This is a genomic window from Hydrogenophaga sp. SL48, assembly GCF_021729865.1.
Taxonomy (GTDB): domain Bacteria; phylum Pseudomonadota; class Gammaproteobacteria; order Burkholderiales; family Burkholderiaceae_C; genus Hydrogenophaga.
Map to the genome: position 1 here is coordinate 1,289,811 of NZ_CP063400.1, position 22,681 is coordinate 1,312,491.

The 22,681-nt window shown below is 63.7% G+C and carries 23 protein-coding genes and 1 pseudogene; 20 read left to right on the forward strand and 4 right to left on the reverse strand.

Going from position 1 to position 22,681, the window contains the following annotated elements; translation table 11 throughout:
* Positions 1–282: 282 nt before the first annotated feature.
* Complete coding sequence (locus IM738_RS06180) at positions 283–588, reverse strand: c-type cytochrome (protein ID WP_272907803.1); 306 nt, start codon at positions 586–588, stop codon at positions 283–285.
* 127 nt (positions 589–715) lie between these two features.
* On the opposite strand from IM738_RS06180, the gene IM738_RS06185 reads away from it, so the two are divergent.
* The 8 genes from IM738_RS06185 to IM738_RS06220 all read left to right on the forward strand — a co-directional run bounded on the left by IM738_RS06185 (position 716) and on the right by IM738_RS06220 (position 9,359).
* A complete protein-coding gene (locus IM738_RS06185; RefSeq protein WP_236965016.1) occupies positions 716–955 on the forward strand; it encodes a TIGR04438 family Trp-rich protein in 240 nt (79 codons plus the stop codon).
* A gap of 107 nt (positions 956–1,062) precedes the next feature.
* Complete coding sequence (ilvD, locus tag IM738_RS06190) at positions 1,063–2,922, forward strand: dihydroxy-acid dehydratase (protein ID WP_236965017.1); 1,860 nt, start codon at positions 1,063–1,065, stop codon at positions 2,920–2,922.
* Between the two features lie 111 nt (positions 2,923–3,033).
* Positions 3,034–3,837 carry a prolipoprotein diacylglyceryl transferase gene (gene lgt / locus IM738_RS06195; RefSeq protein WP_236965018.1) on the forward strand — a complete coding sequence of 268 codons (804 nt, stop codon included), beginning with the start codon at positions 3,034–3,036 and terminating at the stop codon, positions 3,835–3,837.
* Positions 3,838–3,992: 155 nt separating this feature from the next.
* Positions 3,993–4,661 carry a GntR family transcriptional regulator gene (locus tag IM738_RS06200; protein WP_236965019.1) on the forward strand — a complete coding sequence of 223 codons (669 nt, stop codon included), beginning with the start codon at positions 3,993–3,995 and terminating at the stop codon, positions 4,659–4,661.
* A complete protein-coding gene (locus tag IM738_RS06205) occupies positions 4,658–5,986 on the forward strand; it encodes a malonyl-CoA decarboxylase (RefSeq protein ID WP_236965020.1) in 1,329 nt (442 codons plus the stop codon). The genes IM738_RS06200 and IM738_RS06205 overlap by 4 nt, the downstream gene beginning before the upstream one ends.
* Positions 5,987–6,021: 35 nt before the next feature.
* On the forward strand, positions 6,022–7,008 hold the full coding sequence (locus IM738_RS06210) for a Bug family tripartite tricarboxylate transporter substrate binding protein (protein ID WP_236965021.1): 987 nt from the start codon (positions 6,022–6,024) through the stop codon (positions 7,006–7,008).
* A gap of 19 nt (positions 7,009–7,027) precedes the next feature.
* Positions 7,028–7,795, forward strand: coding sequence for an enoyl-CoA hydratase/isomerase family protein (locus IM738_RS06215; protein ID WP_236965022.1), 768 nt, complete (start codon positions 7,028–7,030; stop codon positions 7,793–7,795).
* Positions 7,796–7,817: 22 nt separating this feature from the next.
* Positions 7,818–9,359: a malonate--CoA ligase gene (locus IM738_RS06220; protein ID WP_236965023.1), complete on the forward strand. Its 1,542-nt coding sequence runs from the start codon at positions 7,818–7,820 to the stop codon at positions 9,357–9,359.
* A 134-nt stretch (positions 9,360–9,493) separates the two neighbouring features.
* Here IM738_RS06220 and IM738_RS06225 read toward each other — a convergent pair whose 3' ends face one another.
* Entirely contained in the window at positions 9,494–9,937 is a 444-nt protein-coding gene (locus tag IM738_RS06225) for a universal stress protein (RefSeq protein WP_236965024.1), read from the reverse strand.
* Between the two features lie 197 nt (positions 9,938–10,134).
* Here IM738_RS06225 and IM738_RS06230 point away from each other — a divergent pair, with 197 nt between their 5' ends.
* From IM738_RS06230 to IM738_RS06275, 10 genes and pseudogenes are all read left to right on the forward strand, one after another.
* Complete coding sequence (locus tag IM738_RS06230) at positions 10,135–12,468, forward strand: heavy metal translocating P-type ATPase (protein WP_236965025.1); 2,334 nt, start codon at positions 10,135–10,137, stop codon at positions 12,466–12,468.
* 54 nt (positions 12,469–12,522) lie between these two features.
* Positions 12,523–12,645, forward strand: coding sequence for a cbb3-type cytochrome oxidase assembly protein CcoS (ccoS, locus tag IM738_RS06235; RefSeq protein ID WP_422290279.1), 123 nt, complete (start codon positions 12,523–12,525; stop codon positions 12,643–12,645).
* A 67-nt stretch (positions 12,646–12,712) separates the two neighbouring features.
* A complete protein-coding gene (gene ccoN / locus IM738_RS06240) occupies positions 12,713–14,158 on the forward strand; it encodes a cytochrome-c oxidase, cbb3-type subunit I (protein WP_236965027.1) in 1,446 nt (481 codons plus the stop codon).
* Positions 14,159–14,171: 13 nt separating this feature from the next.
* Positions 14,172–14,783: pseudogene (gene ccoO / locus IM738_RS06245) on the forward strand (cytochrome-c oxidase, cbb3-type subunit II); the annotation flags it as partial.
* 111 nt (positions 14,784–14,894) lie between these two features.
* Positions 14,895–15,194: an OmpA family protein gene (locus IM738_RS06250; RefSeq protein ID WP_236966257.1), complete on the forward strand. Its 300-nt coding sequence runs from the start codon at positions 14,895–14,897 to the stop codon at positions 15,192–15,194.
* A 14-nt stretch (positions 15,195–15,208) separates the two neighbouring features.
* Positions 15,209–15,346, forward strand: coding sequence for a cbb3-type cytochrome oxidase subunit 3 (locus IM738_RS06255; RefSeq protein WP_236965028.1), 138 nt, complete (start codon positions 15,209–15,211; stop codon positions 15,344–15,346).
* A 27-nt stretch (positions 15,347–15,373) separates the two neighbouring features.
* Positions 15,374–16,282, forward strand: a complete 909-nt coding sequence (gene ccoP / locus IM738_RS06260; RefSeq protein WP_236965029.1) for a cytochrome-c oxidase, cbb3-type subunit III — start codon at positions 15,374–15,376, stop codon at positions 16,280–16,282.
* A 104-nt stretch (positions 16,283–16,386) separates the two neighbouring features.
* Positions 16,387–17,814, forward strand: a complete 1,428-nt coding sequence (gene ccoG / locus IM738_RS06265) for a cytochrome c oxidase accessory protein CcoG (protein WP_236965030.1) — start codon at positions 16,387–16,389, stop codon at positions 17,812–17,814.
* Positions 17,815–17,846: 32 nt separating this feature from the next.
* Positions 17,847–18,146, forward strand: a complete 300-nt coding sequence (locus IM738_RS06270; protein WP_236965031.1) for a nitrogen fixation protein FixH — start codon at positions 17,847–17,849, stop codon at positions 18,144–18,146.
* A 72-nt stretch (positions 18,147–18,218) separates the two neighbouring features.
* A complete protein-coding gene (locus IM738_RS06275) occupies positions 18,219–18,512 on the forward strand; it encodes a hypothetical protein (protein WP_236965032.1) in 294 nt (97 codons plus the stop codon).
* A 66-nt stretch (positions 18,513–18,578) separates the two neighbouring features.
* Here the strand turns inward: IM738_RS06275 and fnr are convergent, their stop codons facing one another.
* Positions 18,579–19,298 carry a fumarate/nitrate reduction transcriptional regulator Fnr gene (gene fnr, locus IM738_RS06280; protein WP_236965033.1) on the reverse strand — a complete coding sequence of 240 codons (720 nt, stop codon included), beginning with the start codon at positions 19,296–19,298 and terminating at the stop codon, positions 18,579–18,581.
* Between the two features lie 176 nt (positions 19,299–19,474).
* Here fnr and hemN point away from each other — a divergent pair, with 176 nt between their 5' ends.
* Both hemN and IM738_RS06290 read left to right on the forward strand, forming a co-directional pair.
* On the forward strand, positions 19,475–20,854 hold the full coding sequence (hemN, locus tag IM738_RS06285) for an oxygen-independent coproporphyrinogen III oxidase (protein ID WP_236965034.1): 1,380 nt from the start codon (positions 19,475–19,477) through the stop codon (positions 20,852–20,854).
* Between the two features lie 120 nt (positions 20,855–20,974).
* Positions 20,975–21,646 carry a sulfite exporter TauE/SafE family protein gene (locus tag IM738_RS06290; RefSeq protein WP_236965035.1) on the forward strand — a complete coding sequence of 224 codons (672 nt, stop codon included), beginning with the start codon at positions 20,975–20,977 and terminating at the stop codon, positions 21,644–21,646.
* Here the strand turns inward: IM738_RS06290 and IM738_RS06295 are convergent, their stop codons facing one another.
* Positions 21,647–22,525: a DMT family transporter gene (locus IM738_RS06295; protein ID WP_442908489.1), complete on the reverse strand. Its 879-nt coding sequence runs from the start codon at positions 22,523–22,525 to the stop codon at positions 21,647–21,649.
* Positions 22,526–22,681: the final 156 nt, after the last annotated feature.

The following is a 22,681-nucleotide window of genomic DNA, read 5'->3' on the forward strand; positions in this document are numbered from 1 at the left end:
TGGATGTGCTTCTTATGCGTTTCACTCTAGCGTAAATGATCGGCCTGTTGTTGCTCAGAGCTTGCGGATCGCGACCCGCTCGGACTCGGTGAGCTGGTGAAGACCTGAGGCCTTCAGCGAATCAACATGGTGCGTATGCACCTGAAAACTGCTACAAAGCCGCAGCTTTTCATCTCGCGATCACCGGTAGCCGGCCTTATGGGCGACAGCTACCTAATAGCGCCAGGCAACAAAAAACCCGCTGGGATCCAGCGGGTTTTTTGTTTTGAGCACGAACCGTGGTTACTTCAGGCTCAGCACCCAGGCTGCCAACTTCTTGGCATCTGCGTCATTGACTTGCGCATTGGCTGGCATGGGAATCGCACCCCAGACGCCCACGCCACCCTTCATGATCTTCGTGGCCAGCATGTCGGCGGCCTTGGCATCGCCCGCGTATTTCTTGGCGACGTCCTTGTAGGCTGGCCCCACCAGCTTTTTGTCTGCGGCGTGGCAAGCCATGCAGTTCTTGGCAGTGGCCAGGGCTTGGTCAGCCATCGCGGGGGCGGAAATGGCGGCCATCGCAGCCATAATCATCAAAGCACGTTTCATGGTGTTGTCCTCGTGGGTGTGTGTCGTGAGCAGCTCACAGGACGCAATTTTAGCGAGTTGATCGAGGTGTTCCCCGGGTGCTTACAGGAACTTGCCGAGCTTTATCAGACCTTTACCGGAGACTGTGATGTATTTGCTGATTCTGGGCATCGCCCTGATGCTGTTGAAGTACCTGGAGATCGGTTTCGTTGCCGGGCTGTCCTGGTGGTGGGTGCTGTCGCCGTTTGCATTGGCGGTGGTCTGGTGGGCTTGGGCCGATGCCTCGGGCTACACCAAGCGCAAGGAAATGGAAAAGATGGACCAGAAAAAGCAGGAGCGCATCGACAAGCAGCGCGCCGCCTTGGGGATCCGGACCAAGCGCCGCTGATCCGACCGCCTGTAGCCCTTGTACTGCGTGGGGCTGCGGGCGTGGTCGCCCGTGGGGTGCGGGATAATCGCCCCTCTGTTTTTTGATCTCACACCAGCCCACACACCATGCCTGTTTACCGTTCCAAGACCTCCACCGCTGGCCGCAACATGGCGGGCGCCCGCTCGCTCTGGCGTGCCACGGGCATGAAGGATGGCGATTTCAGCAAGCCCATCATTGCCATTGCCAACTCCTTCACCCAGTTTGTGCCCGGCCATGTGCACCTGAAGGACCTCGGCCAGCTGGTGGCGCGTGAGATCGAAGCCGCAGGTGGCGTGGCCAAGGAGTTCAACACCATCGCGGTGGACGACGGTATCGCCATGGGGCACGACGGCATGCTGTATTCGCTGCCCAGCCGTGACCTGATCGCCGATTCGGTGGAGTACATGGTCAACGCCCACTGCGCAGATGCGCTGGTGTGCATCTCCAACTGCGACAAGATCACCCCCGGCATGCTCATGGCCGCGATGCGCCTGAACATCCCCGTGGTGTTCGTGTCCGGTGGTCCGATGGAGGCCGGCAAGGTGCGCCTGGCCAACCCGCAGACACACGTCATGGAGTTCAAGAAGCTTGACCTGGTGGACGCGATGGTGATGGCCGTGGATGACAAAGTGAGCGATGCCGATCTCGCTGAGGTCGAGCGCTCGGCCTGCCCGACCTGTGGCTCTTGTTCGGGCATGTTCACCGCCAACTCGATGAACTGCCTGACCGAGGCGTTGGGCCTCTCCCTGCCCGGTAACGGCACGGTGGTGGCCACGCACGCCGACCGCGAGCAGCTCTTCAAGCGCGCCGGCCGCGTGGCGGTGGAGCTGTGCCAGCGCTACTACGAGCAGGAAGACGAGTCGGTGCTGCCTCGCTCGATGGGCTTCAAGGCCTTCGAGAACGCGATCACGCTCGACATCGCCATGGGCGGCTCGACCAACACCATCCTGCACATTTTGGCGATTGCTCAGGAAGCTGAGATCGACTTCACCATGGCCGACATCGATCGCCTCTCGCGCGTCGTGCCGCAGCTTTGCAAGGTGGCGCCCAACACCAACAAGTACCACATCGAAGACGTGCACCGCGCGGGCGGCATCATGGCCATCCTGGGTGAGCTCGACCGCGCTGGCAAGCTGCACACGGACGTGCCCACCATCCACGCCAAGACCATGAAGGACGCGCTGGACCAGTGGGACATCGCGCGCCATCCGTCGGAAGAGGTCAAGACCTTCTACATGGCCGGCCCGGCCGGCATCCCCACGCAGGTGGCCTTCAGCCAGGCCACGCGCTGGCCCAGCCTGGACGTGGACCGCGCCGAAGGCTGCATCCGCGCGGGCGAACATGCGTTCTCGCAAGAAGGTGGCCTGGCCGTGCTGCACGGCAACATCGCGCTGGACGGCTGCGTGGTGAAAACCGCCGGTGTGGACGAGTCCATCCTGGTGTTCGAGGGCTCGGCCTATGTGACCGAGTCGCAGGATGAGGCCGTTGCCGAAATCCTGGCCGACAAGGTCAAAGCCGGCGACGTGGTGGTCGTGCGTTACGAGGGCCCCAAGGGTGGCCCCGGCATGCAGGAGATGCTCTACCCGACCAGCTACATCAAGTCCAAGGGTCTGGGCAAGGCCTGCGCGCTGCTGACCGATGGCCGCTTCTCGGGCGGCACCTCGGGCCTGTCGATTGGCCACTGCTCGCCGGAGGCGGCGGCGGGCGGCGCGATCGGTCTGGTGCGGCACGGCGACAGGATCCGCATCGACATCCCCAACCGCAGCATCAACCTGCTGGTGAGCGACGAAGAGCTGGCGAAGCGCCGCGCCGAGCAGGACGCCAAGGGCTGGAAGCCCGTGTTGCCGCGCCCGCGCAAGGTGTCGACGGCGCTCAAAGCCTATGCCTTGCTGGCCACCTCGGCCGACAAGGGTGCGGTGCGCGATCTGTCGCTGCTGGGCGACTGAAGCCCCACTGGCCCGGCCACCAGGCAGCCCCTTCGGGGGCTGTTTGTTTTCTGGCCGCCCGTTGACCTCGTCAGTGCGGTGCTTTGTTGGCCGCGTGCACAATCCACAGCCATGTTGATCCATCCCACCATCGATCCTGTCGCCCTGCAACTCGGCCCCATCGCCATCCACTGGTACGGGCTGACCTACCTCGCGGCGTTTGGCTTGTTTGTGCTGCTGGGCCGCGCGCGGCTGAAGCACCAGCCCTATGCATCCATCACGGTGCCGAGCCCCTGGACCGCGCGAGATGTGGAGGACATCCTCTTTCTCGGCGTCATGGGCGTGGTGCTCGGTGGCCGCATCGGCTATTGCCTGTTCTACAAACCCGCCTACTACCTCAGCCATCCGCTGGAGATCTTTGCGGTCTGGCAGGGCGGCATGAGTTTCCACGGCGGCATGCTGGGGGTGTTGGTGGCCATGGTCTGGTACGCGCGCAGCCGCCAGCGGCCCTGGCTGCAGGTGATGGACTTCGTGGCACCGTGTGTGCCCACCGGGCTGGCGGCCGGTCGCGTGGGCAACTTCATCAACGGCGAACTCTGGGGCCGGGTGGCCGACCTGTCGCTGCCCTGGGGCATGGTGTTTCGCGGCGCGGGTGACTTGCCGCGCCATCCATCTCAGGTGTACCAGTTCCTCATGGAAGGGGTGTTGCTCTTCGTGTTGCTGTGGTTGTACGCGCGCAAGCCCCGCGCGACCGGGCGGGTGAGCGCGGCCTTCCTGTTCGGCTATGGGGTGTTCCGCTTCATTGCCGAGTTCTTCCGCGAACCCGATGCCCATCTCGGCCTGCTCTCGCTGGGCATGAGCATGGGGCAGTGGTTGTGTGTGCCCATGATCCTGGGCGGGGCAGCCTTGTGGTGGTGGTGCGGTCGGCGCTCTTGAGTCGCCGCGCACGGTGAGGCGAAGGGGGGCGACCACCGGCAGGGCCGCACATGGCCATCCCGCCGTTCATCCGTGAAAGCAGGGCCTTCGGGTAAACCCCGGTTTCCGAATGTGAGTGCCGCGTTAATATTATTTGTAATTACAGATAATCACGAATGCGACTGGTGCTCAACTCCCTGCATGACGAAGTGGCCGCGAGGCTTCGCGAGCGCATCTTTGCAGGCGAACTGGCGCCTGGCAGCTTCATCGACGAGCCGGCCTTGTGCAGCGAGTGGGCCATCTCCCGAACGCCCTTGCGCGAAGCGCTCAAGGTGCTGACGGCGGAGGGCTTGCTGCGCCACGAGCCGCGCCGGGGATGCTTCGTGAGCGAGATCACCGAGCGCGATCTGGACGAGATCTTCCCCGTGATCGCCTTGCTCGAAGGGCGTTGCGCTTTCGAGGCCGCGAACAACGCGACGGATGCCGATCTGGCTGCGCTGGAGCAGCTGCACGACCGGCTGCAACGCAGCGCCAAGGCCAAGCGCATCACCGAGTACTACGACACCAACTTTGCGATCCACGAGGCCATCATCCTGCTGGCGAACAACCGCTGGCTGGCGCAGGTGATCGGCGATCTTCGCAAGATCGTCAAACTCGCCCGCCTGCAGCAGCTGCATGCGCCCGGCCGGTTGGAGCAGAGCCTGTCGGAGCACATGGCGGTGTACGCCGCGCTCAAGGCGCACGACGCCGAGGGCGCCGAAGCCGCCATGCGCACTCACCTGACCCGCCAGCGCGTGGCGCTGCGGGAACTGGCACGCAACCAGACGTCGAGGATTTCAGCATGAACACCACCGAGTGGATCGTCCAGCGTGTGTCCCGCCTGCGGGCACCGACCCCGGCGGTGACGCGCTCGACGCAGGAGCGCCTGCAAGCCAGGCTGCGGCAGGGCGAGGAGGCGATGTCGCCGCGCGCGCTGCGCCACATGCTGGACGAACTCAAGGCCACCGTGGACCCGCTCGTGAGCGAGGTGGAAGGCGGGCGCCGAGCCCAGGCGGTGGTGGACTGGTACGCCAGTGCATCACCCGCGCACCGACGTGACCTCTGGCTGCTCATGAGCGAGCGTTTCGTGGCGGACCCGGCGCAGGTGAAGGCAGCGCAGGAGACGTACCTGGCCACCGTGGGCACGCCCGACGAGGCGGCGGCCGAGGTGCTGTACCGTCGCGCCACGGTGTCGCCGCGGCGGCGCCTGCTGCAGCGCTTCAGCGCGCACCCGGAGGGCATTGCCTTTCTGGTGAACCTGCGCGCCGAGATGCAGGCTCAGCTGAAGACCGACCGGCGCCTGCGGGCGCTGGATGTCGAAATGGAGTACATGTTCTCCACTTGGTTCGACGTGGGCTTTCTGGAGCTGCGCCGCATCAGCTGGGACTCGCCTGCGTCGCTGGTGGAAAAGCTCATCAAGTACGAAGCCGTGCATGACATCCGCAGCTGGGACGATGTGAAGAACCGGCTCGACAGCGACCGCCGCTGCTACGGGTTTTTCCACCCGCGCCTGCCGGGCGAACCACTGATCTTCGTGGAGGTGGCGCTGGTCAACGAGATTGCGGCCAGCATCACCCCGCTGCTCGACGAAGCCGCCGCGCCAGCCGATCTGGACCGCGCGACCACCGCCATCTTCTATTCCATCAGCAACACGCAGGCGGGCCTTCGTGGGGTGAGTTTCGGCGACTCGCTCATCAAGCGCGTGGTCGAGACCCTGCACCAGGAGTTCCCCCGCCTCAGGACCTTTGCCACGCTCTCACCGATCCCGGGCCTGCGCGCCTGGCTGAACAAGACGGCACCCGCCGAATTGCTCAAGGCCTGGGATGGCGTGGCCGAGTTGGGCGAGAAGGCCCCGGAACGTCAGGCCTTGCTGGGCTGGACGGCGCGGTACCTGGGCATGGAGCTGCAGGATGGCAAACCGCTGGACCCGGTGGCGCGTTTCCACCTGGGCAACGGCGCGCGCGTCGAACGCCTCAACTGGGCGGGCGACCCTTCAGCCAAGGGCTTCAAGCAGTCCTACGGCTTGATGGTCAATTACCTCTACGATCCCAAGCGGCTCGACAAGAACCGGGCCGCGCTCGCGCAGGGAAAAATCCCGATAGCCTCAGCGATCAAGGACCTCTACCTTTGACGCTGCCATTCCAACCACAACAGGAGACAAACCACATGCGACAAGGTCTGAACCGACGAGACGTCCTGCGAGCGGCTGTGGCCGGCGCCACGCTGCACAGCACAGGGGGCCATGCGCAGTCCACCTGGCCGAGCAAGCCGGTCACCATGATCGTGCCGTTCCCGGCCGGCGGTGGCACTGATGCCTTTGCCCGTCCCATGGCCGCGCAGTTCACCCGTCTGTCGGGCAAGTCACTCGTCATCGACAACCGCGGTGGCGCCGGAGGCACCCTGGGGGCCGGCATCGCCGCCAAGGCTGCGCCCGATGGCTATACGCTGTTCATGGGCGCCGTGCACCACACCATCGCACCCAGCATGTATCCCCGGCTGGACTACGACATCGAAAAGGACCTGGTGCCGCTGATCCTGGTGGCCAGTGTGCCGCAGGTGCTGGTGGTCAATGCCAAGCAGTACGCCGGCATGGACTTCAAGGCCTTTCTCGCACAGGTGAAAGCCAATCCCGGCAAGCTGAACTACGGTTCGGCGGGTGGCGGCACCTCGCACCATCTGGCCGGTGAGCTGTTCAAGCAGCAGAGCAAGACGTTCATCACGCACATTCCCTACCGGGGAGCCGGCCCGGCGCTCAATGACCTGATTGCCGGCAACGTGGACATGATGTTCGACGGTCTGGGCTCGTCGGCCGCGCACATCAAGGGTGGTCGCATCAAGGCACTCATGGTGTCGGGCAACAAACGCAGCGCGGCCTTTCCCGACGTGCCCAGTGCGGCCGAGTTGGGCTTGCCGGACTACAACGTGACCACTTGGTACGGCGTGTGGGCGCCCAAGGGCACGCCGACCGATGCGCAGGCCCGCGCCATCGAAGAGGTCCGCAAGGCCGCCAGCACCGACGAGGCCAAAGCCGTGTGGGCCAGCCAGGGAGCCGAGTTCCCCAACCTCACCGGCGCGCAGTTTGACGGCTTCGTCAAGGGCGAGATCCGCAAGTGGGCGCAGGTGGTCAAGGCTTCGGGCGCCAAGCTGGACTGAGTCCCCCGAGAAGAGCCCGATGTCTGGTCACGTCCGTCTGCTGATCGAAGGTGCTGCCGCGCTCGTGACGCTGTCGAACCCGGCCAAGTTCAACGCCATGTCGCGCGCGATGTGGTGCGAACTGAAGCAGGTGTTCACCGGGTTGCAGCAGCGCACCGACGTGCGCGCCGTGCTGGTGGCTGGTGAGGGGGGGCATTTCTGCGCGGGCGGTGACATCGCCGAGTACACCGACTTCCGTTTCCACTCCGAGGGCCTGCGCGATTTTCATGAGGGCGACGTCTGGGGCGGCCTCTCGGCCATGCTGGCCTGTGACCTGCCAATCGTCGCGCAGATCGAGGGCCACTGCATGGGCGCCGGGGTCGAGATCGCCAGCTGTTGCGATGTCCGCGTGGCGGGGCAGGGCGCGCGTTTCGGCGCGCCCATCGCCAAGCTGGGCTTTCCCATGGCCCCGCGCGAGGCCGAGCTGGTCGTGCGCGAGGTGGGGTTGGCCACGGCGCGGCAGATGTTGCTGGAAGCCGCGGTGCTGGACGCGCCCACGATGCTGGCGCGCGGCTTCCTGCAGGTGGTGACGCACGATGCCGATGTGCCCGCCGAGGCCTTGCAGCGGGTGCTGCGGATGACGCGCCTGGCGCCGCAGGCCGCCAGGATGAACAAGCAGGCCTTGCGCGCCCTGTCCAGCGGGCAAAGCGCACAAGCCCTGCTGGCCACAGCTTACGACTATGCAGACAGCGCCGAGCACCGGGAGGGCATTGCCGCTTTCCTGACCAAGCGCCCACCGATTTTCTGAACGATTTTTCCGGGCCACCCATATGAGCAACCACAACCTGTTCGTCGCGCTGCGCGATGCCTTCCCCGACGACCTTGACCGCACCGCCGTTGAAACCGACGACGGGTTGATCTATTCCTGGCGCGACCTCGACTGCGCCACCGCGATGGTGGCCAACCTGATCGACTCGCTGGATCTGCCGGCGAACTCGCGGATCGCGGTTCAGGTGGAGAAATCGGTGGAGGCCATGGTGCTGTACCTGGCCACGCTGCGCGCGGGCCATGTCTTCTTGCCGCTCAACACCGCGTACCAGAGCGCCGAGATCGAGTACTTCGTCGGCAACGCCGAACCGGCGGTGGTGGTGTGCAGCCCGAAGAACCACGGCTGGGTCAGCAAGATCGCGTTCAACGCCGGCACGAAGCATGTGTTCACGCTGGGTGACGACCGAAGCGGTAGCCTGCTCGACCGCGCGGCCCACATGGGCGACCGCCACATTCCCGCCGTCAGGGACGGTGACGACCTCGCTGCCATCCTGTACACCAGCGGCACCACCGGCCGCAGCAAGGGGGCCATGCTCACGCATGGCAACATGCTCAGCAACGCGCTGGTGCTGCGCGACTACTGGGGCTGGCAACCCGATGATGTATTGATCCACGCGCTGCCGATCTTCCACGTGCATGGCCTGTTCGTGGCCATCCACGGCGCGTTGATCAACGGCAGCAAGATGATCTGGTTTTCGAAGTTCGACCCGAAGCGGGCGATTGCGAAGTTCTCGGAGGCCACCGTGTTCATGGGCGTGCCCACGCTGTACGTGCGCATGCTGACCGAGCCCACGCTCACGCCGGCGCAGGCCCGTCACATGCGACTGTTCATCTCGGGCTCTGCACCGTTGCTGATCGAGACCTTCACCGCGTGGCAGGGCCGCACCGGCCACACCATTCTCGAGCGCTACGGCATGAGCGAGACCGTCATGCTCACCTCCAACCCCTGTGGCGAAGATCCGCGGTACCCGGGGCAGACCGAGCGGCGTGGGGGAACGGTGGGTTTCCCTCTGCCGGGCGTTGAGCTGAGGGTGATGGGCGAAGGGGGTCAACCCGTCCCCCGGGGCGAGATCGGTGGCATCCAGGTGCGCGGACCCAATGTCTTCAAGGGCTACTGGCGCATGCCGGAGAAAACCGCCGAGGAGTTCACGGCCGACGGTTTCTTCAAGACCGGTGACGTGGGGTGTGTGGACGAGAGGGGCTACGTCGTCATCGTTGGTCGCAGCAAAGATCTGATCATTTCCGGGGGCTACAACGTCTACCCGGCCGAGATCGAGGGCTACATCAACGACATGCCCGGCGTGGCCGAGAGCGCGCTGGTGGGGGTGCCGCACCCGGACTTCGGCGAGGTCGGCGTCGCGGTGATCATCCCCAAACCCGGCGCCGCCGTGGACCCGGACCAGGTGATTGCCAACCTCAAGTCTCAGCTCGCCAATTTCAAGATCCCCAAACGCTGCTGGGTGGTGAGCGAACTGCCCCGCAACACCATGGGCAAGGTGCAGAAGAACCTGCTGCGCGAGCAGTACAAGAGCGAGTTTGCTTGAAAAAACGCGCAACGGACAAGCTTCCGGCGCGCGTGAATAAAACCAAGAACGCGGCGGAACCGGCTCCGCCGCGCCGCTCGCGTTGCCCCCTGGGGGGTGACGCCGAAGGCGGCGCGGGGGGCTTGTGTTGAGGTTTACCTCAACACAAGTACTGGGATGTGCGAGTGCGTCAGCACCTGCTGCGTCTCGCTGCCCAGCAGCAGGCGCTTGATGCCCTTGCGGCCGTGCGAAGCCATCACGATCAGGTCCACCTTGTTGCGCTTGGCTGCGGCAATGATGGCTTCTGCGATCAGATCGGACTTCACCGTCACCGGCTTGACCTTCACTTCCACCTTCTGGCCTGCGGCCTTCACCGCGTTGACGGCCTCCATGGCGTCGTCGTTCCATTGCTTCTCGATGCGGGCCACTTCGGCCGCCGCCAGGGCGACACCGCCTTCAAAGTAGGTCTGCGGGTAACGGGGAACCACTTTCAGCGCGATCACTTCGGCGCCGGTGATGTCGGCCAAGGCAATGGCGTGGTCGACCGCCATGTTGGAGAGTTTGGAGCCGTCGGTGGCCACCAGAATGCGCTTGTACATGTCTTCTCCTGTGGGTTGTTGTTGAAGAAGCATTAGGCTACGCAATGACCGCCCTTGGGTGGTTGACTTATATCAATCCCATGGAACCTGACCTGAATTACCCTCGCGGCATGAACGAGGCCGTCACCGCGCCCCCGGCGGGGTCATTGTTTGCGCGCTCCCAGCCTGGGCCTGTTGGAGTGGGTGGGGCGGGATCGGTGTCCGACCTGTTCGGGGCCCACCGGGGCCCGCTGACGGTGACCGACGATTTCCTGGTGCTCGACGACCCGGTGGAGCAACAGGAGTTCACCGAATTTTCAGAAACCGACGGTCGGCGGGTCGCTGAATCGGTGCTGATGGTGCAGGGCATGTACTGCGCCGCCTGTGCCGACACGGTGGAGTGCGCCTTGCAGGACCTGCCTGGTGTGCAGTTCGCCCAGGTGCACGCCGCCACACGGCGCCTCACCTTGCGCTGGGACCCTTCGCTGACCCGCATCTCCAGCCTGGCACAGGTCGTGGGGCAAACCGGGTACCGCTTGCTGCCGTTGCAGCAGGCCCTGTCCATCAGCGAGCGGCTGAAGGAAACCCGGCAGGCACTGTGGCGCCTGTTCGTGGCCGGCTTCTGTGCCATGCAGGTCATGATGTACGCGTTCCCGGCCTATGTGACGGTGCCGGGCGAGATCCCGGCCGACATCGACCAGCTGCTGCGCTGGGCCAGCTGGATCCTGAGTGTCCCGGTGGTGTTTTTCGCCAGCGGCCCGTTTTTCAGGGGCGCGTGGCGCGATCTGCGGCTCGGTCGCGTGGGCATGGACACGCCGGTGTCCATCGGCATCCTCGTGGCCTTTCTGGCGAGTTCCGCGGCCACCTTCGACCCGACCGGCCCTTGGGGACAGGAGGTCTGGTTCGACTCGCTCACGATGTTCGTGTTTTTCCTGCTGGGTGGCCGCTACTTGGAGCTCAAGGCCCGCGACCGCACTGCGGGTGCGCTGGATGCGCTGATGAACCGCCTGCCCGAAGTCTGCGACCGGCAGAAGGGCGAGGATGCGTTTGAGACCGTGTCGGTGCGCCGGCTGGTGGTCGGCGACGTGGTCCGCGTGCAGGCCGGACAGGCCTTTCCGGGCGACGGTGACTTGTTGAGCGCGTCGGCCACGGTCGATGAAGCCCTGCTCACGGGCGAATCCCGCCCTGTGACCCGCCACGCGGGCGACGCGGTGGTGGCCGGCAGTTTCAATCTGGGCGGGCCTGTCTTGCTGAGGGTGATCCGTCTGGGCCGTGACACGCGGTTTGCGCAGATCGTGGCACTGATGGAAAAAGCCTCGACCGAAAAGCCCCGGCTGGCCGTCCTGGCCGACCGCATCGCCGCGCCGTTCCTCGCGCTGGTGCTGGCGGCGGCGGCCCTGGCCTTCTGGTACTGGTGGCAGATCGATCACACCAAGGCCCTGGCGGTCGCGGTGGCGGTGTTGATCGTGACATGTCCCTGCGCGTTGTCGCTGGCCACGCCGGCGGCGATGCTGAGCGCGGCCGGTGCGCTGGCGCGGCGCGGCATTCTGGTGCGGCGCCTGCAGGCGTTCGAGAACCTGGCGGGGATCAACGCTGTGGTGTTCGACAAGACAGGGACCCTGACGCACGACCGCCTGGTGCTCCGCGGCATGACCCTGCGGGACGGCGTGGATCGCGACCAGGCCCTGGCACTGGCGGCCGCTCTGGCGGCAGGGTCGCTGCACCCGGTATCGCGGGCGCTGGTCGAGGCGGCTCGCGCGGCGGGGCTGTCGCCGGCACGATCCGCACCGGTCGAGGTGACAGAAGCGGCAGGGCAGGGCATGCAGGGCCGTTTGGACAACGGCGGCGAAGCGCGGCTCGGATCGGCCGTCTTTTGCGGGCTGCAGGCCCAGCGCGGACCACAGGACGAGAAGGGTGGTTCGCGGGTTCACCTGGCCGATGACCAAGGCTGGTTGGCGAGTTTCGATCTGCACGAGGGGCTGAGGGACGACGCGCAGGCTGCGGTGGCTGCGCTGCGCAGCATGGGCCTGGCCACTTGGCTGTTGTCCGGTGACCGCGAGAGCGCGGCTCGGGAGGTGGCTCAGGCCGTGGGTGTGGAACATGTGATCGCCGGCGCGTCACCCGAGCAGAAGCTGGCCGAGGTGGTGGCCTTGCAGGCACGGGGTGTCCGTCTGGCGATGGTGGGTGACGGTCTGAACGACGGCCCGGTGCTCGCCAGGGCCGATACCTCGTTCGCGCTGGGCCATGCCGCACCGCTGGCGCAGGCACAGTCGGACTATGTCATTCAAGGGGGCAAGGTCATGGACGTGGTGTTGACGCTCAGGCAGGCGCGCTCCACCATGCGCATCGTGCGGCAGAACCTCGCCTGGGCGGCCATCTACAACCTGGTCAGCGTGCCGCTGGCGCTGGTGGGCTGGATGCCCCCTTGGCTGGCGGGCCTGGGCATGGCGGCCAGTTCGTTGCTGGTGATCGCCAATGCACTGCGACTGACCCGCGAGATGGGGCCTGTGTCCGCCCCCCGTTCACCGGACGCGATGGCCGCTTCCTCCTGACCGAGGTGGGGTCCACCATATTTTTTAGAGGTACTTCCTGTGGACGTTTTGTATTTGCTGATTCCCGTGTCGGTGGTGCTGGTTTTCATCATCATCGGCATCTTCTGGTGGGCGCTCAACGCAGGCCAGTTTGACAACATCGATCGTGAAGGCGAGCGTGTTCTGAGGGGCGATTGACTTAAGTCAAGGCACCTATGAGGTTACATGTGGACACTTGCCCGGTGACATTAATGAGGAGTTGTGTATGTCCGTGACATCAAAGACCAGCCAGCCGGCGGTCTATAACGACAGTGTGGTCCGCGGGTTTGCCATCATGTCCGTGATCTACGGCGTGGTTGGCATGCTGGTGGGGGTGATCATCGCGGCCCAGTTGACCTGGCCCGAGCTCAACATGGGTATTGAATGGCTGACCTACGGCCGTCTTCGCCCCTTGCACACCAACGCGGTGATTTTTGCGTTCGGTGGGTCGGTCCTGTTTGCGACCAGCTACTACGTGGTGCAGCGAACCTGCCACACCAACCTGTTTTCCAACAAGCTCGCCTGGCTCACCTTCTGGGGCTGGAACGCGGTGATTGTTTCGGCGGTCATCACCTTGCCGATGGGGCTGACCCAGAGCAAAGAGTACGCTGAACTGATCTGGCCGATCGACCTGCTGATCACCGTGGTCTGGGTGTCGTATGCGATCGTGTTCTTCGGCACGGTCGGCACCCGCAAGGTCAAACACATCTACGTGGCCAACTGGTTCTTTGGTGCCTACATCATCACCATTGCCCTGCTGCACATCTTCAACAACCTGGCCATCCCGACCAGCGCCACGCACTCTTATTCGGCCTATGCCGGTGTGCAGGACGCCATGATCCAGTGGTGGTACGGCCACAACGCCGTGGGCTTCTTCCTGACGGCGGCCTTCCTGGGCATGATGTATTACTTCATCCCCAAGCAGGCCGAGCGCCCGGTCTACTCCTACCGCCTGTCCATCGTCCACTTCTGGGCGCTGATTTTCACTTACATGTGGGCGGGTCCCCACCACCTGCACTACACCGCGCTGCCCGACTGGACGCAATCGGTTGGCATGGTGTTCTCCCTGATCCTGCTGGCCCCCAGCTGGGGCGGCATGATCAACGGCATCATGACCCTCTCGGGTGCCTGGCACAAACTGCGTGACGACCCCATCCTGCGCTTCCTGATCGTGTCCCTGTCGTTCTACGGCATGTCCACCTTCGAAGGTCCGATGATGTCCATCAAGACCGTCAACGCCCTGTCGCACTACACCGACTGGACCGTGGGCCACGTGCACTCTGGCGCTCTGGGCTGGGTGGGACTGGTGTCCATGGGGTCGCTGTATTACCTGATTCCACGCCTGTACGGCCAGAAGAAGATGTACTCGGTGCCTGCGATTGAAGTCCATTTCTGGGTGGCCACCATCGGCATCGTGCTGTACATCGCAGCGATGTGGATCGCCGGTGTGATGCAGGGCCTGATGTGGCGCTCGGTCAACCCGGACGGCAGCCTGACCTACACCTTCGTTGAATCGGTCAAGGCCACCTTCCCCTTCTATGTCATCCGCCTGCTCGGTGGTCTGCTGTACCTGGGCGGCATGGTCATCATGCTGTGGAACGTGATCATGACGACCCGCCAGGGCAGGGTGCAGGATGTGCCCGTGCTCGCCGTCAACCCGGCTCATGCCTGAGGAGTAAAACAACATGTCTTCACACGAAACTCCCGTCGGCCACGCCAAGATCGAGACCAACAACTTCCTGATGATCGTCTTGATCACGCTGGTGGTGGCGGTCGGTGGTCTGGTCGAAATCGTTCCTCTGTTTTTCCAGAAATCCACCACCCAGCCGATCGAGGGCCTCAAGCCCTACACCGCGCTGCAACTGGCGGGTCGCGATGTCTATGTGAGTGAGGGTTGCTACAACTGCCACTCGCAGATGATCCGTCCCTTCCAGGCCGAGACGCTGCGTTATGGCCCGTACTCCGTGGCGGGCGAGTTTGTGTACGACCGCCCGTTCCAGTGGGGTTCCAAGCGCACGGGTCCCGATCTGCATCGCGTGGGAGGTCGCTACAGCGACGAATGGCACCGCATCCACCTGAACAATCCGCGTGATCTGGTGCCCGAGTCCAACATGCCGGCCTATCCGTTCCTGAGCGAGAAGACGGTGGACGCAGAGTCCATGCCCAAGCGCATGCAGGTGCTGCGCACGCTGGGTGCACCTTACTCGGACGAAGAGATCGCCAAGTCGGTGGAAGACACCAAGGGCAAGACGCAGATGGAAGCGGTGATCGCGTACCTGCAGGTGCTCGGAACCGCCCGCACGGCGGCACCCGTCGCGGCCGCCACGCCACCCGCTGCGGCCACCGCACCCGTGGTCGCTGCAGCCCCCGCCGCTGGTGACGACGCTCGGGTGGTGGTGGACAACGGCATGGTCAAGTTCTACTTTGCTTCTGGCAAGGCCGACCTGGCACAAGGCGGTGCGGATGCCCTGGCAGACGCGGCCAAGGCCGCCAAAGACGGCAAGAAGCTGACGGTGAGCGGTTTTCATGACTCGACCGGTGACCTCGCCACCAACCAGGAGCTGGCCAAGACGCGCGCTGTTGCGGTGCGTGACGCCCTCGTGGCTCTGGGCGTGGACGCTGCTCAGGTGGAACTGTTGAAGCCCACCGCGACCGAGGGCGGTGGTGCCAACCCCGAAGCCCGCCGGGTGGAAGTCAGCATTCAATAACGCGAGACACCATCATGGACATCAACGACCTGCGCAGCATCGTGACGGTGGTCAGCCTGCTGACCTTTGTGGGCATCGTGGTCTGGGCCTGGTCCAAACGGAACCAGGCCGGTTTCGAAGAGGCGGCGCGGCTGCCCCTCCACGACGACTAACCCGCAGCACCCAATAAGAGAAACATCATGAGCGACTTTACAAGTGAATTCTGGCATCTCTATGTGGGCGGTCTGACACTCGTCAGCATCATTGCCTGCCTGGTCCTGCTCTGGATCAGCGGCACCACCAAGGCCGCGACACACGGCGACAACACGACCGGGCACGTCTGGGACGGTGACCTGAAAGAGATGAACAACCCGCTGCCCAAGTGGTGGGTCTACCTGTTCGTCCTGACGGTGGTGTTCGCGCTGGTCTATGGCGTGCTCTACCCGACCTTTGGCAAATTCCAGGGCGTTCTGGGCTGGACGTCACAGGGCCAGCATGCCGCCGAAGTGGCCAAAGTCGAAAAGGCCATCGCGCCCATCTACGCCAAGTTCCAGGACATGAAGCCCGAAGCACTCGCCGGCGATGCCGCCGCGATGGCCATCGGCGAACGCTTGTTCATGAACAACTGCGCTCAGTGCCATGGTTCCGATGCACGCGGCGCGAAGGGCTTCCCCAACCTGGCCGACGGCGACTGGCTGTACGGCGGCTCGCCCGACGTGATCAAGACCACGCTCACCAACGGTCGCATCGGCGTGATGCCGCCCATGGCTGCCGCCGTGGGCACCGCTGAAGATGTGCGCGACGTGGCCAACTACGTGCTCAGCCTGTCCGGCAGCCCGCACGATGCGGTGCGCGCCTCACAAGGCAAGGGCAAGTTTGCGGCCTGCGCGGCCTGCCACGGGCAGGACGGCAAAGGCACCCAGGCCATGGGTGCTCCCAACCTGACCGATGGCATCTGGTTGCACGGCTGGGGCGAAGACGCCATCGTGCGCGCCGTGAACAATGGCTTCACCAACCAGATGCCCGCCCAGGCCGGCAAGCTGAACGAGAGCCAGATCAATGTGCTGGCCTCCTACGTCTGGGGCATGTCCAACAAGCCCGCGAAGTGATTCGCGCCTGATCGAGAAGGGGTCGCCGAAAGGCGGTCCCTTTTGGTGTTATTTACTGATATAGGCATGTTGTGAGCACCGCTTCTTCCGACGCCAACAAACCCATGGTTCCCGTTTCTGCTGGCAACCCCCAGGGCGGCGCCGCGGAAGATGAGGAGATGGTCTCCCTTTACGCCTCTCGGCAGAAGATCTACCCCCGATCCGTGTCGGGTCTGTTCTCCAAGTGGCGTTGGTTCACCGTCTGGATCACCCAGATCGTGTTTTATGGCCTTCCGTGGCTGGAGTGGAACGCGCGGCAGGCGGTGCTCTTTGACCTTGAAGCCCGCCGCTTTTACATTTTTGGCCTGGTGCTGTACCCGCAGGATTTCATCTACCTGACGGGGTTGCTGGTGATCTCGGCGCTGGCCCTGTTCCTTTTCACGGCCGTGGCCGGTCGCCTGTGGTGCGGCTACGCCTGCCCCCAGACGGTGTACACCGAGGTGTTCCTCTGGATCGAGAAGAAGGTCGAAGGGGATCGATCCGCCCGCATGCGGCTGGACAAAGCCGAGCTGTCTGCTCAGAAGCTGGGCAAGAAGTGGCTCAAGCACGCGTTGTGGATTCTGTTTTCGCTCTGGACGGGCTTCACCTTCGTCGGGTACTTCACGCCGATTCGCGAGCTGGCTGTGGTTTCCCTGGCCGCTTCTCTGGGGCCCTGGCAGACCTTCTGGATCTTTTTCTATGGCTTTGCCACCTATGGCAACGCCGGCTTCATGCGCGAGCAGGTGTGCAAGTACATGTGCCCCTATGCCCGCTTCCAGAGCGCGATGTTCGACAAGGACACGATGATCGTCACCTACGACGAGAAACGGGGTGAGCCGCGGGGACCGCGTTCCAAGAAAGCCGATCCCCAGGCGCTGGGCTTGGGCGCCTGTGTCGATTGCACGCTGTGTGTGCAGGTGTGCCCGACCGGCATCGACATCCGCAAGGGCCTTCAATACGAATGCATCGGGTGCGGCGCCTGCATTGACGTGTGTGACGAGGTGATGGACAAGGTGGGCTATCCCCGCGGACTGGTCAAGTACGCGACGCAGAACGGCATGGCCAATGGCTGGACGACGGCACAGATGGTCCGTCGAGGTCTGCGCCCGCGCGTGCTTGTCTACACGGGCATCCTGATGGCCATCACGACCGCCGTGATGGTGAGTCTGTACCTGCGCACCCCGCTCAAGGTGGATGTGATCCGTGACCGGGGCACGCTGGCCCGCATGGTGGAACAAGGGCGCATCGAGAACGTGTTCAGGTTGCAGGTCATGAACGCCACCGAGTCCACGCAGCGCTATGTGATTGGTGTCACCGGTCTGCCTGGCATCACCATCGCTTCCGAGAGCGAAGTGGAGGTGCTGCCCACCGAAGTGCGTTCTGCCGTCATTCGGGTGCAGGTGCCTCCGGGGGCGGCATCCACCGGTTCTCATCCCATCCAATTCGATGTCCGTTCGACAGGGGATGAGGTGTCTCAGGTGAAAGAAAAAGCCGCGTTCCTGATCCCCCGGTAAAGTGACACCCACCTTTCCACTCCGACACCCACATGAATCCCAACAACGCCGCTCCCGCCCAGTCTTCGCTGCCCATCCCCTGGTGGAAAGTGCCTCACATGTGGCTGGTGGTGGGCGGACCACTCGTGGTGGTGGTTGCAGCCATTGCCACGGCCATCATCGCCGTCAAGGGCGCTGATCCTGTGCTCAACAAGGCCGATTTCGAGCGAGACCTGAAAGCCGCTCATGCCCTGGACGGACAAGCCAAAGCCAAAGCGCTGGAAACCTTGCAGCCCGCGCAGCAGGCGCGCAACCACGCGGCCTCACCGCTGCCGGAGCCTGCGGCCAAATAACAGGGGCAGGCCGAGCCGCCGACCTCAAAGACTTCTTGAACTGACTTTCACCCCCTACGAGGAGACAAGAGCATGTGGTCACAGCGCTGGATGTGGATTGCCTGGCCAGCCTTTCTGGTGGCAGCGGTTCTGGAAATGATCGTGTTTGCGATGGTGGACCCCGGTGACTTGCATTGGTTTGGCAACCCGCTGGGGCTGTCCCGGCAGGCCATCTACACCTTGGCCTTCTTTGTGTTCTGGGGAATCACCATGGCCTCCAGCGCGCTGACCACCCTGTTGTCGATGTCACCCTTCGAGGTCAACCGATGCCCGGTGCCCGAGGCCGCGCGGCCTGAAAGCTGTGCACAAAACCGCTCCTGTCGCTGACGGCGAAAAGCCCAAAAGAAAACCCCGCCGGAGCGGTCCGGCGGGGTTTTCTTTTGAACGCTGAAATCAGCGGCAGGTCTGTGGATTCACGATCAGCTTGAGTGCTTCGGTGTCCTTGATGTGCACGTAGCGTTGCTTGACTTCAATGATGCCTTCCTCGACAAACTTCGAGAACGTGCGGCTGACCGTTTCCAGCTTCATGCCCAGGTAGCTGCCGATCTCTTCGCGCGTCATGCGCAGCACCAGCTCGGATTGCGAGAAGCCTCGGGCATGCAGGCGCTGCACCAGGTTGAGCAGGAACGCCGCCAGGCGTTCCTCGGCGCGCATGCTGCCCAGCAGCAGCATCACGCTGTGGTCTCGCACGATTTCGCGGCTCATGATCTTGTGCACATGGTGCTGCAGGGTGGTGAACTCCCGAGAAAGCTCTTCAACCTGATCGAACGGCATGATGCAGACCTCGGCGTCCTCCAGGGCGATGGCGTCACACGAGTGGCGGTCGCTCACGATGCCATCCAGGCCGATGATTTCGCCCGTCATCTGGAAGCCGGTGACCTGGTCCCGGCCGTCGGCGGTGGTCACACAGGTTTTGAAGAAACCCGAACGGACGGCATAGAGGGAGGTGAACTTGTCGCCGGTGTTGAACAAGGCCGAGCCCCGTTTGACGCGCCGACGGGCTGAAATGACGTTGTCGAGCTTGTCCATTTCGTTGGGGTTCAAGCCCATGGGCAAGCACAGCTCCCGCAAATTGCAGCTGGAACAGGCGACTTTGATGCTTTGAATGTCCATAAATATCCCGCAATTGGGCCGAAGCTTAACGCATGGGTGTCGCTGATGTCGATGTACCCATTCGTTTCGCTGGCGTCAGTCAGCAGAAACCCTTGGCTGTCATGCGCCCTTGATCTTGATCAAGGGCGCTCGAACGCGCCTGGGGCACATTCTCCTTCTGCATTGGAGAATTGCCTGTGAGTCACGCCATATCTGACGAATTGCTCAAGCGGTTCGATGTCCCTGGACCGCGCTACACCTCGTATCCGACGGCTGATCGGTTTGTGGAAGCCTTCACCGAAGCCGACTACATCCAGGCCCTGGAGCAGCGGCGAGCGGGCTCGATGGCCTTGCCGCTGTCCCTGTACGTGCATGTGCCGTTTTGCGAATCGGTTTGTTACTACTGCGCCTGCAACAAGGTGATCACCAAGCACCACGAGCGGGCGGAGGAATATTTGCGCTACCTCTCGCGTGAGGTCGACCTGCAGGTGCAGCACTTCGGCAAGGGCCACAGCGTGTCCCAGCTGCACCTTGGTGGCGGGACGCCCACCTTCCTGTCGGATGGCGAGCTCGAAGACCTGATGGCGATGATCCGCCGCAACTTCACGCTGGTGCCGGGTGGGGAGTATTCGATCGAGGTGGATCCCCGCACGGTGACCGGCCAGCGTTTGCAGACCCTCGCACGCCTTGGGTTCAATCGCCTGAGCTTTGGCGTGCAGGACTTCGATCCTGCGGTGCAAAAAGCCGTGCACCGGGTGCAGCCCGCCGAACAGGTGTTTGAACTGGTGGAAACCGCCCGCAAGATCGGCTTCGAATCGGTGAACGTGGACCTGATCTACGGCCTGCCACTGCAAACGCCGGAATCGTTCTCCCGCACGCTGGCGCAGGTCAACCAGCTGCGCCCTGACCGCATTGCGCTTTACGCCTACGCCCACCTGCCTTCGCGGTTCAAGCCGCAGCGCCGCATCATTGCGGCGGAACTGCCCAGCCCCGGGGACAAGCTGTCCATGCTCTCGGCCTCGCTGGATGCCATGAGCGAGGCCGGCTACGTGTATGTGGGCATGGATCATTTCGCGCTGCCCACCGATGCCTTGGCGGTGGCCAAGCGGCAGGGCCGCCTGCACCGCAATTTCCAGGGCTACAGCACACAACCCGACTGCGATCTCATCGCCCTGGGTGTGTCGGCCATCGGCCGCATCGGTGCGACCTACAGCCAGAACGCCAAGACGATCGAGGATTACTACGACGCTCTGGATCAGGGCCGGTTGCCGATCGTTCGCGGCTTGGCACTCACGCGCGACGATCTGTTGCGCAGGTCGGTCATCATGTCCTTGATGTGTCAGGGCCAGTTGCAGTACGAGCCCATCAACCTGGGGCATCTCATAGATTGCAAAAAGTACTTTGCCCGAGAACTTGAGGTCTTGGCCAGCTTTGCCGAACAGGGACTGGTGAGCATTGACGAGTCGGGTGTGCAGGTCACTGCCACGGGCTGGTATCTGGTGCGCGCCATTGCGATGGTGTTTGACAAGAACCTTCAAGTGGATCAGGACCGCGCCCGTTTCTCCAAAATCATCTGACCTGAAACGATCGTTGGCGCTGCCGCCCAGGCTCGCCGCGAGAGCGGTCAAGCGCCCCGCTTGCATGGAGCTTGTGGGGACTTCGTCCGCTCATCTTTCCCCGCCTGCTAGAGTTCCCTGATGCAGACTTCCATGGCGATCACGGCCCTGTTCATGGGGCTGGCCGGTGGCCCGCACTGCGTGGCCATGTGCGGGGCCGCTTGTGCGGGTATCGGCCGTGCCGCCGGCGAGCGCAGCACACAGGCGTTGTGGTCGTTTCAGGCCAGTCGCATGTTGGGCTATGCGCTTTTTGGTGCGTTTGCCGCCGGGTCGGTTCAAGGGTTGGCTTGGTTGGGCACCAACACGGCCGTCATCCGTCCGGTCTGGACGATGTTCCATGTGGCGGCGTTGCTCCTCGGTGCGGTGCTCCTCTGGCAGGCAAGGCAGCCCGCGTGGCTGGAAGGGCTCGGTCAAAGCGTCTGGCGCAAGGCGCGCCCCGTGCTCGGCCGCCTGGGCGGCAAAGCGCCCGTGGTGCTGGGTGTGGCCTGGGCCCTGATGCCTTGCGGCTTGCTGTACTCGGCGTTGTTGGTCGCCTCGCTCTCAGCCAACGCGATGGAGGGCGCGCTCATCATGGCGCTCTTTTCGACGGGCACCTCCATCTCGTTGACCGCCGGGCCTTGGCTCTTGCTGCGTTTGCGTGGGGGTCGTTCGGGTGCCTGGGGCATTCGCCTGGCCGGATTGGCGTTGGCGGCCACCTCGGGCTGGGCGCTCTGGATGGGTATCACCAATCCCACCGGGCTGTGGTGTGCCTGATCAGGGCTTTCGACCCGGCAACGTGGCGAGAACCAGGCCCAATAGGGCGATGCCGAACGCGAGCAGCTGAATGGGCGTGAGCCGCTCACCCATGAACACAACACCGATGGTTGCTGCACTGAGGGGCAGCATCACGGCGAACACACCGGCCTTGGATGCGGGAATGGTTTTCAGCCCGGTCATCCAGAGCCACACCGTCCAGACGCTCGCAGCCAGAGCGTAAAACACCAGCAGACCCCAGGTGTCAAGGCGCACGGAGCCGAAATCGAAGCGCCAAGCGGCCCAGATGCCCAGGGGGGTGACCAGCACAAAGCCCCACAGATTGATGATGGCCGAGATGCGTTTGGGCCCCAGGCCTTCCGTGAGTCGCTTGCCAATGACCACATAGGAGGCTTCGCACACCACGGCGGCAAACACCAGCAGGTTGCCCCACACCTGCAGATCCAGGCCCAGCGGCCCTGGTCGCCCCGCCGCATGCGTGTCGGCGCCTTTCTGCAGCGAGAACAGCCCGATCCCGATGGCGGCACAGGCAATGCCGCCCATGGTGCGCTTGCCGATGCGCTCCTTGAGGAACACCCTGCTCAACACCGCAACCACGGCGGGGATGGACGACATCACCACGCCCGCGGCCACAGCGGTGGTCAGGCCGACACCGAACAACATGCAGATGGAGAAAAGAAAGTTGCCCAGGAAGGATTCGAGAAAGAGCAGGCGCCGGGTGTGCGGGCTCCAGGCAGGTTCGTCCGGCGGCTTGCGCAGCCAGCGGAGCATGGCCACACCACCGATGCCAAAACGAAGCCAGGCCAGCAGAAAGACGGGGAAAACCGCCACCAGCGGTTTTGACAGCGCAACGTAGCCCCCGACCAGCGACATGCTCATGGCCAAACTCAAGTAGGCCAAACCCCTTGGGCCATGCGGGGACACGCTGTTCGGATCAGTCATGGGTGGCGATCATGCCCTACCGGGGGTTCATGGCTGCCCACTTTCGGCATGAGAGAACGCGTTTTCTTAATGTGGAAAGATGGAATGTTGCAT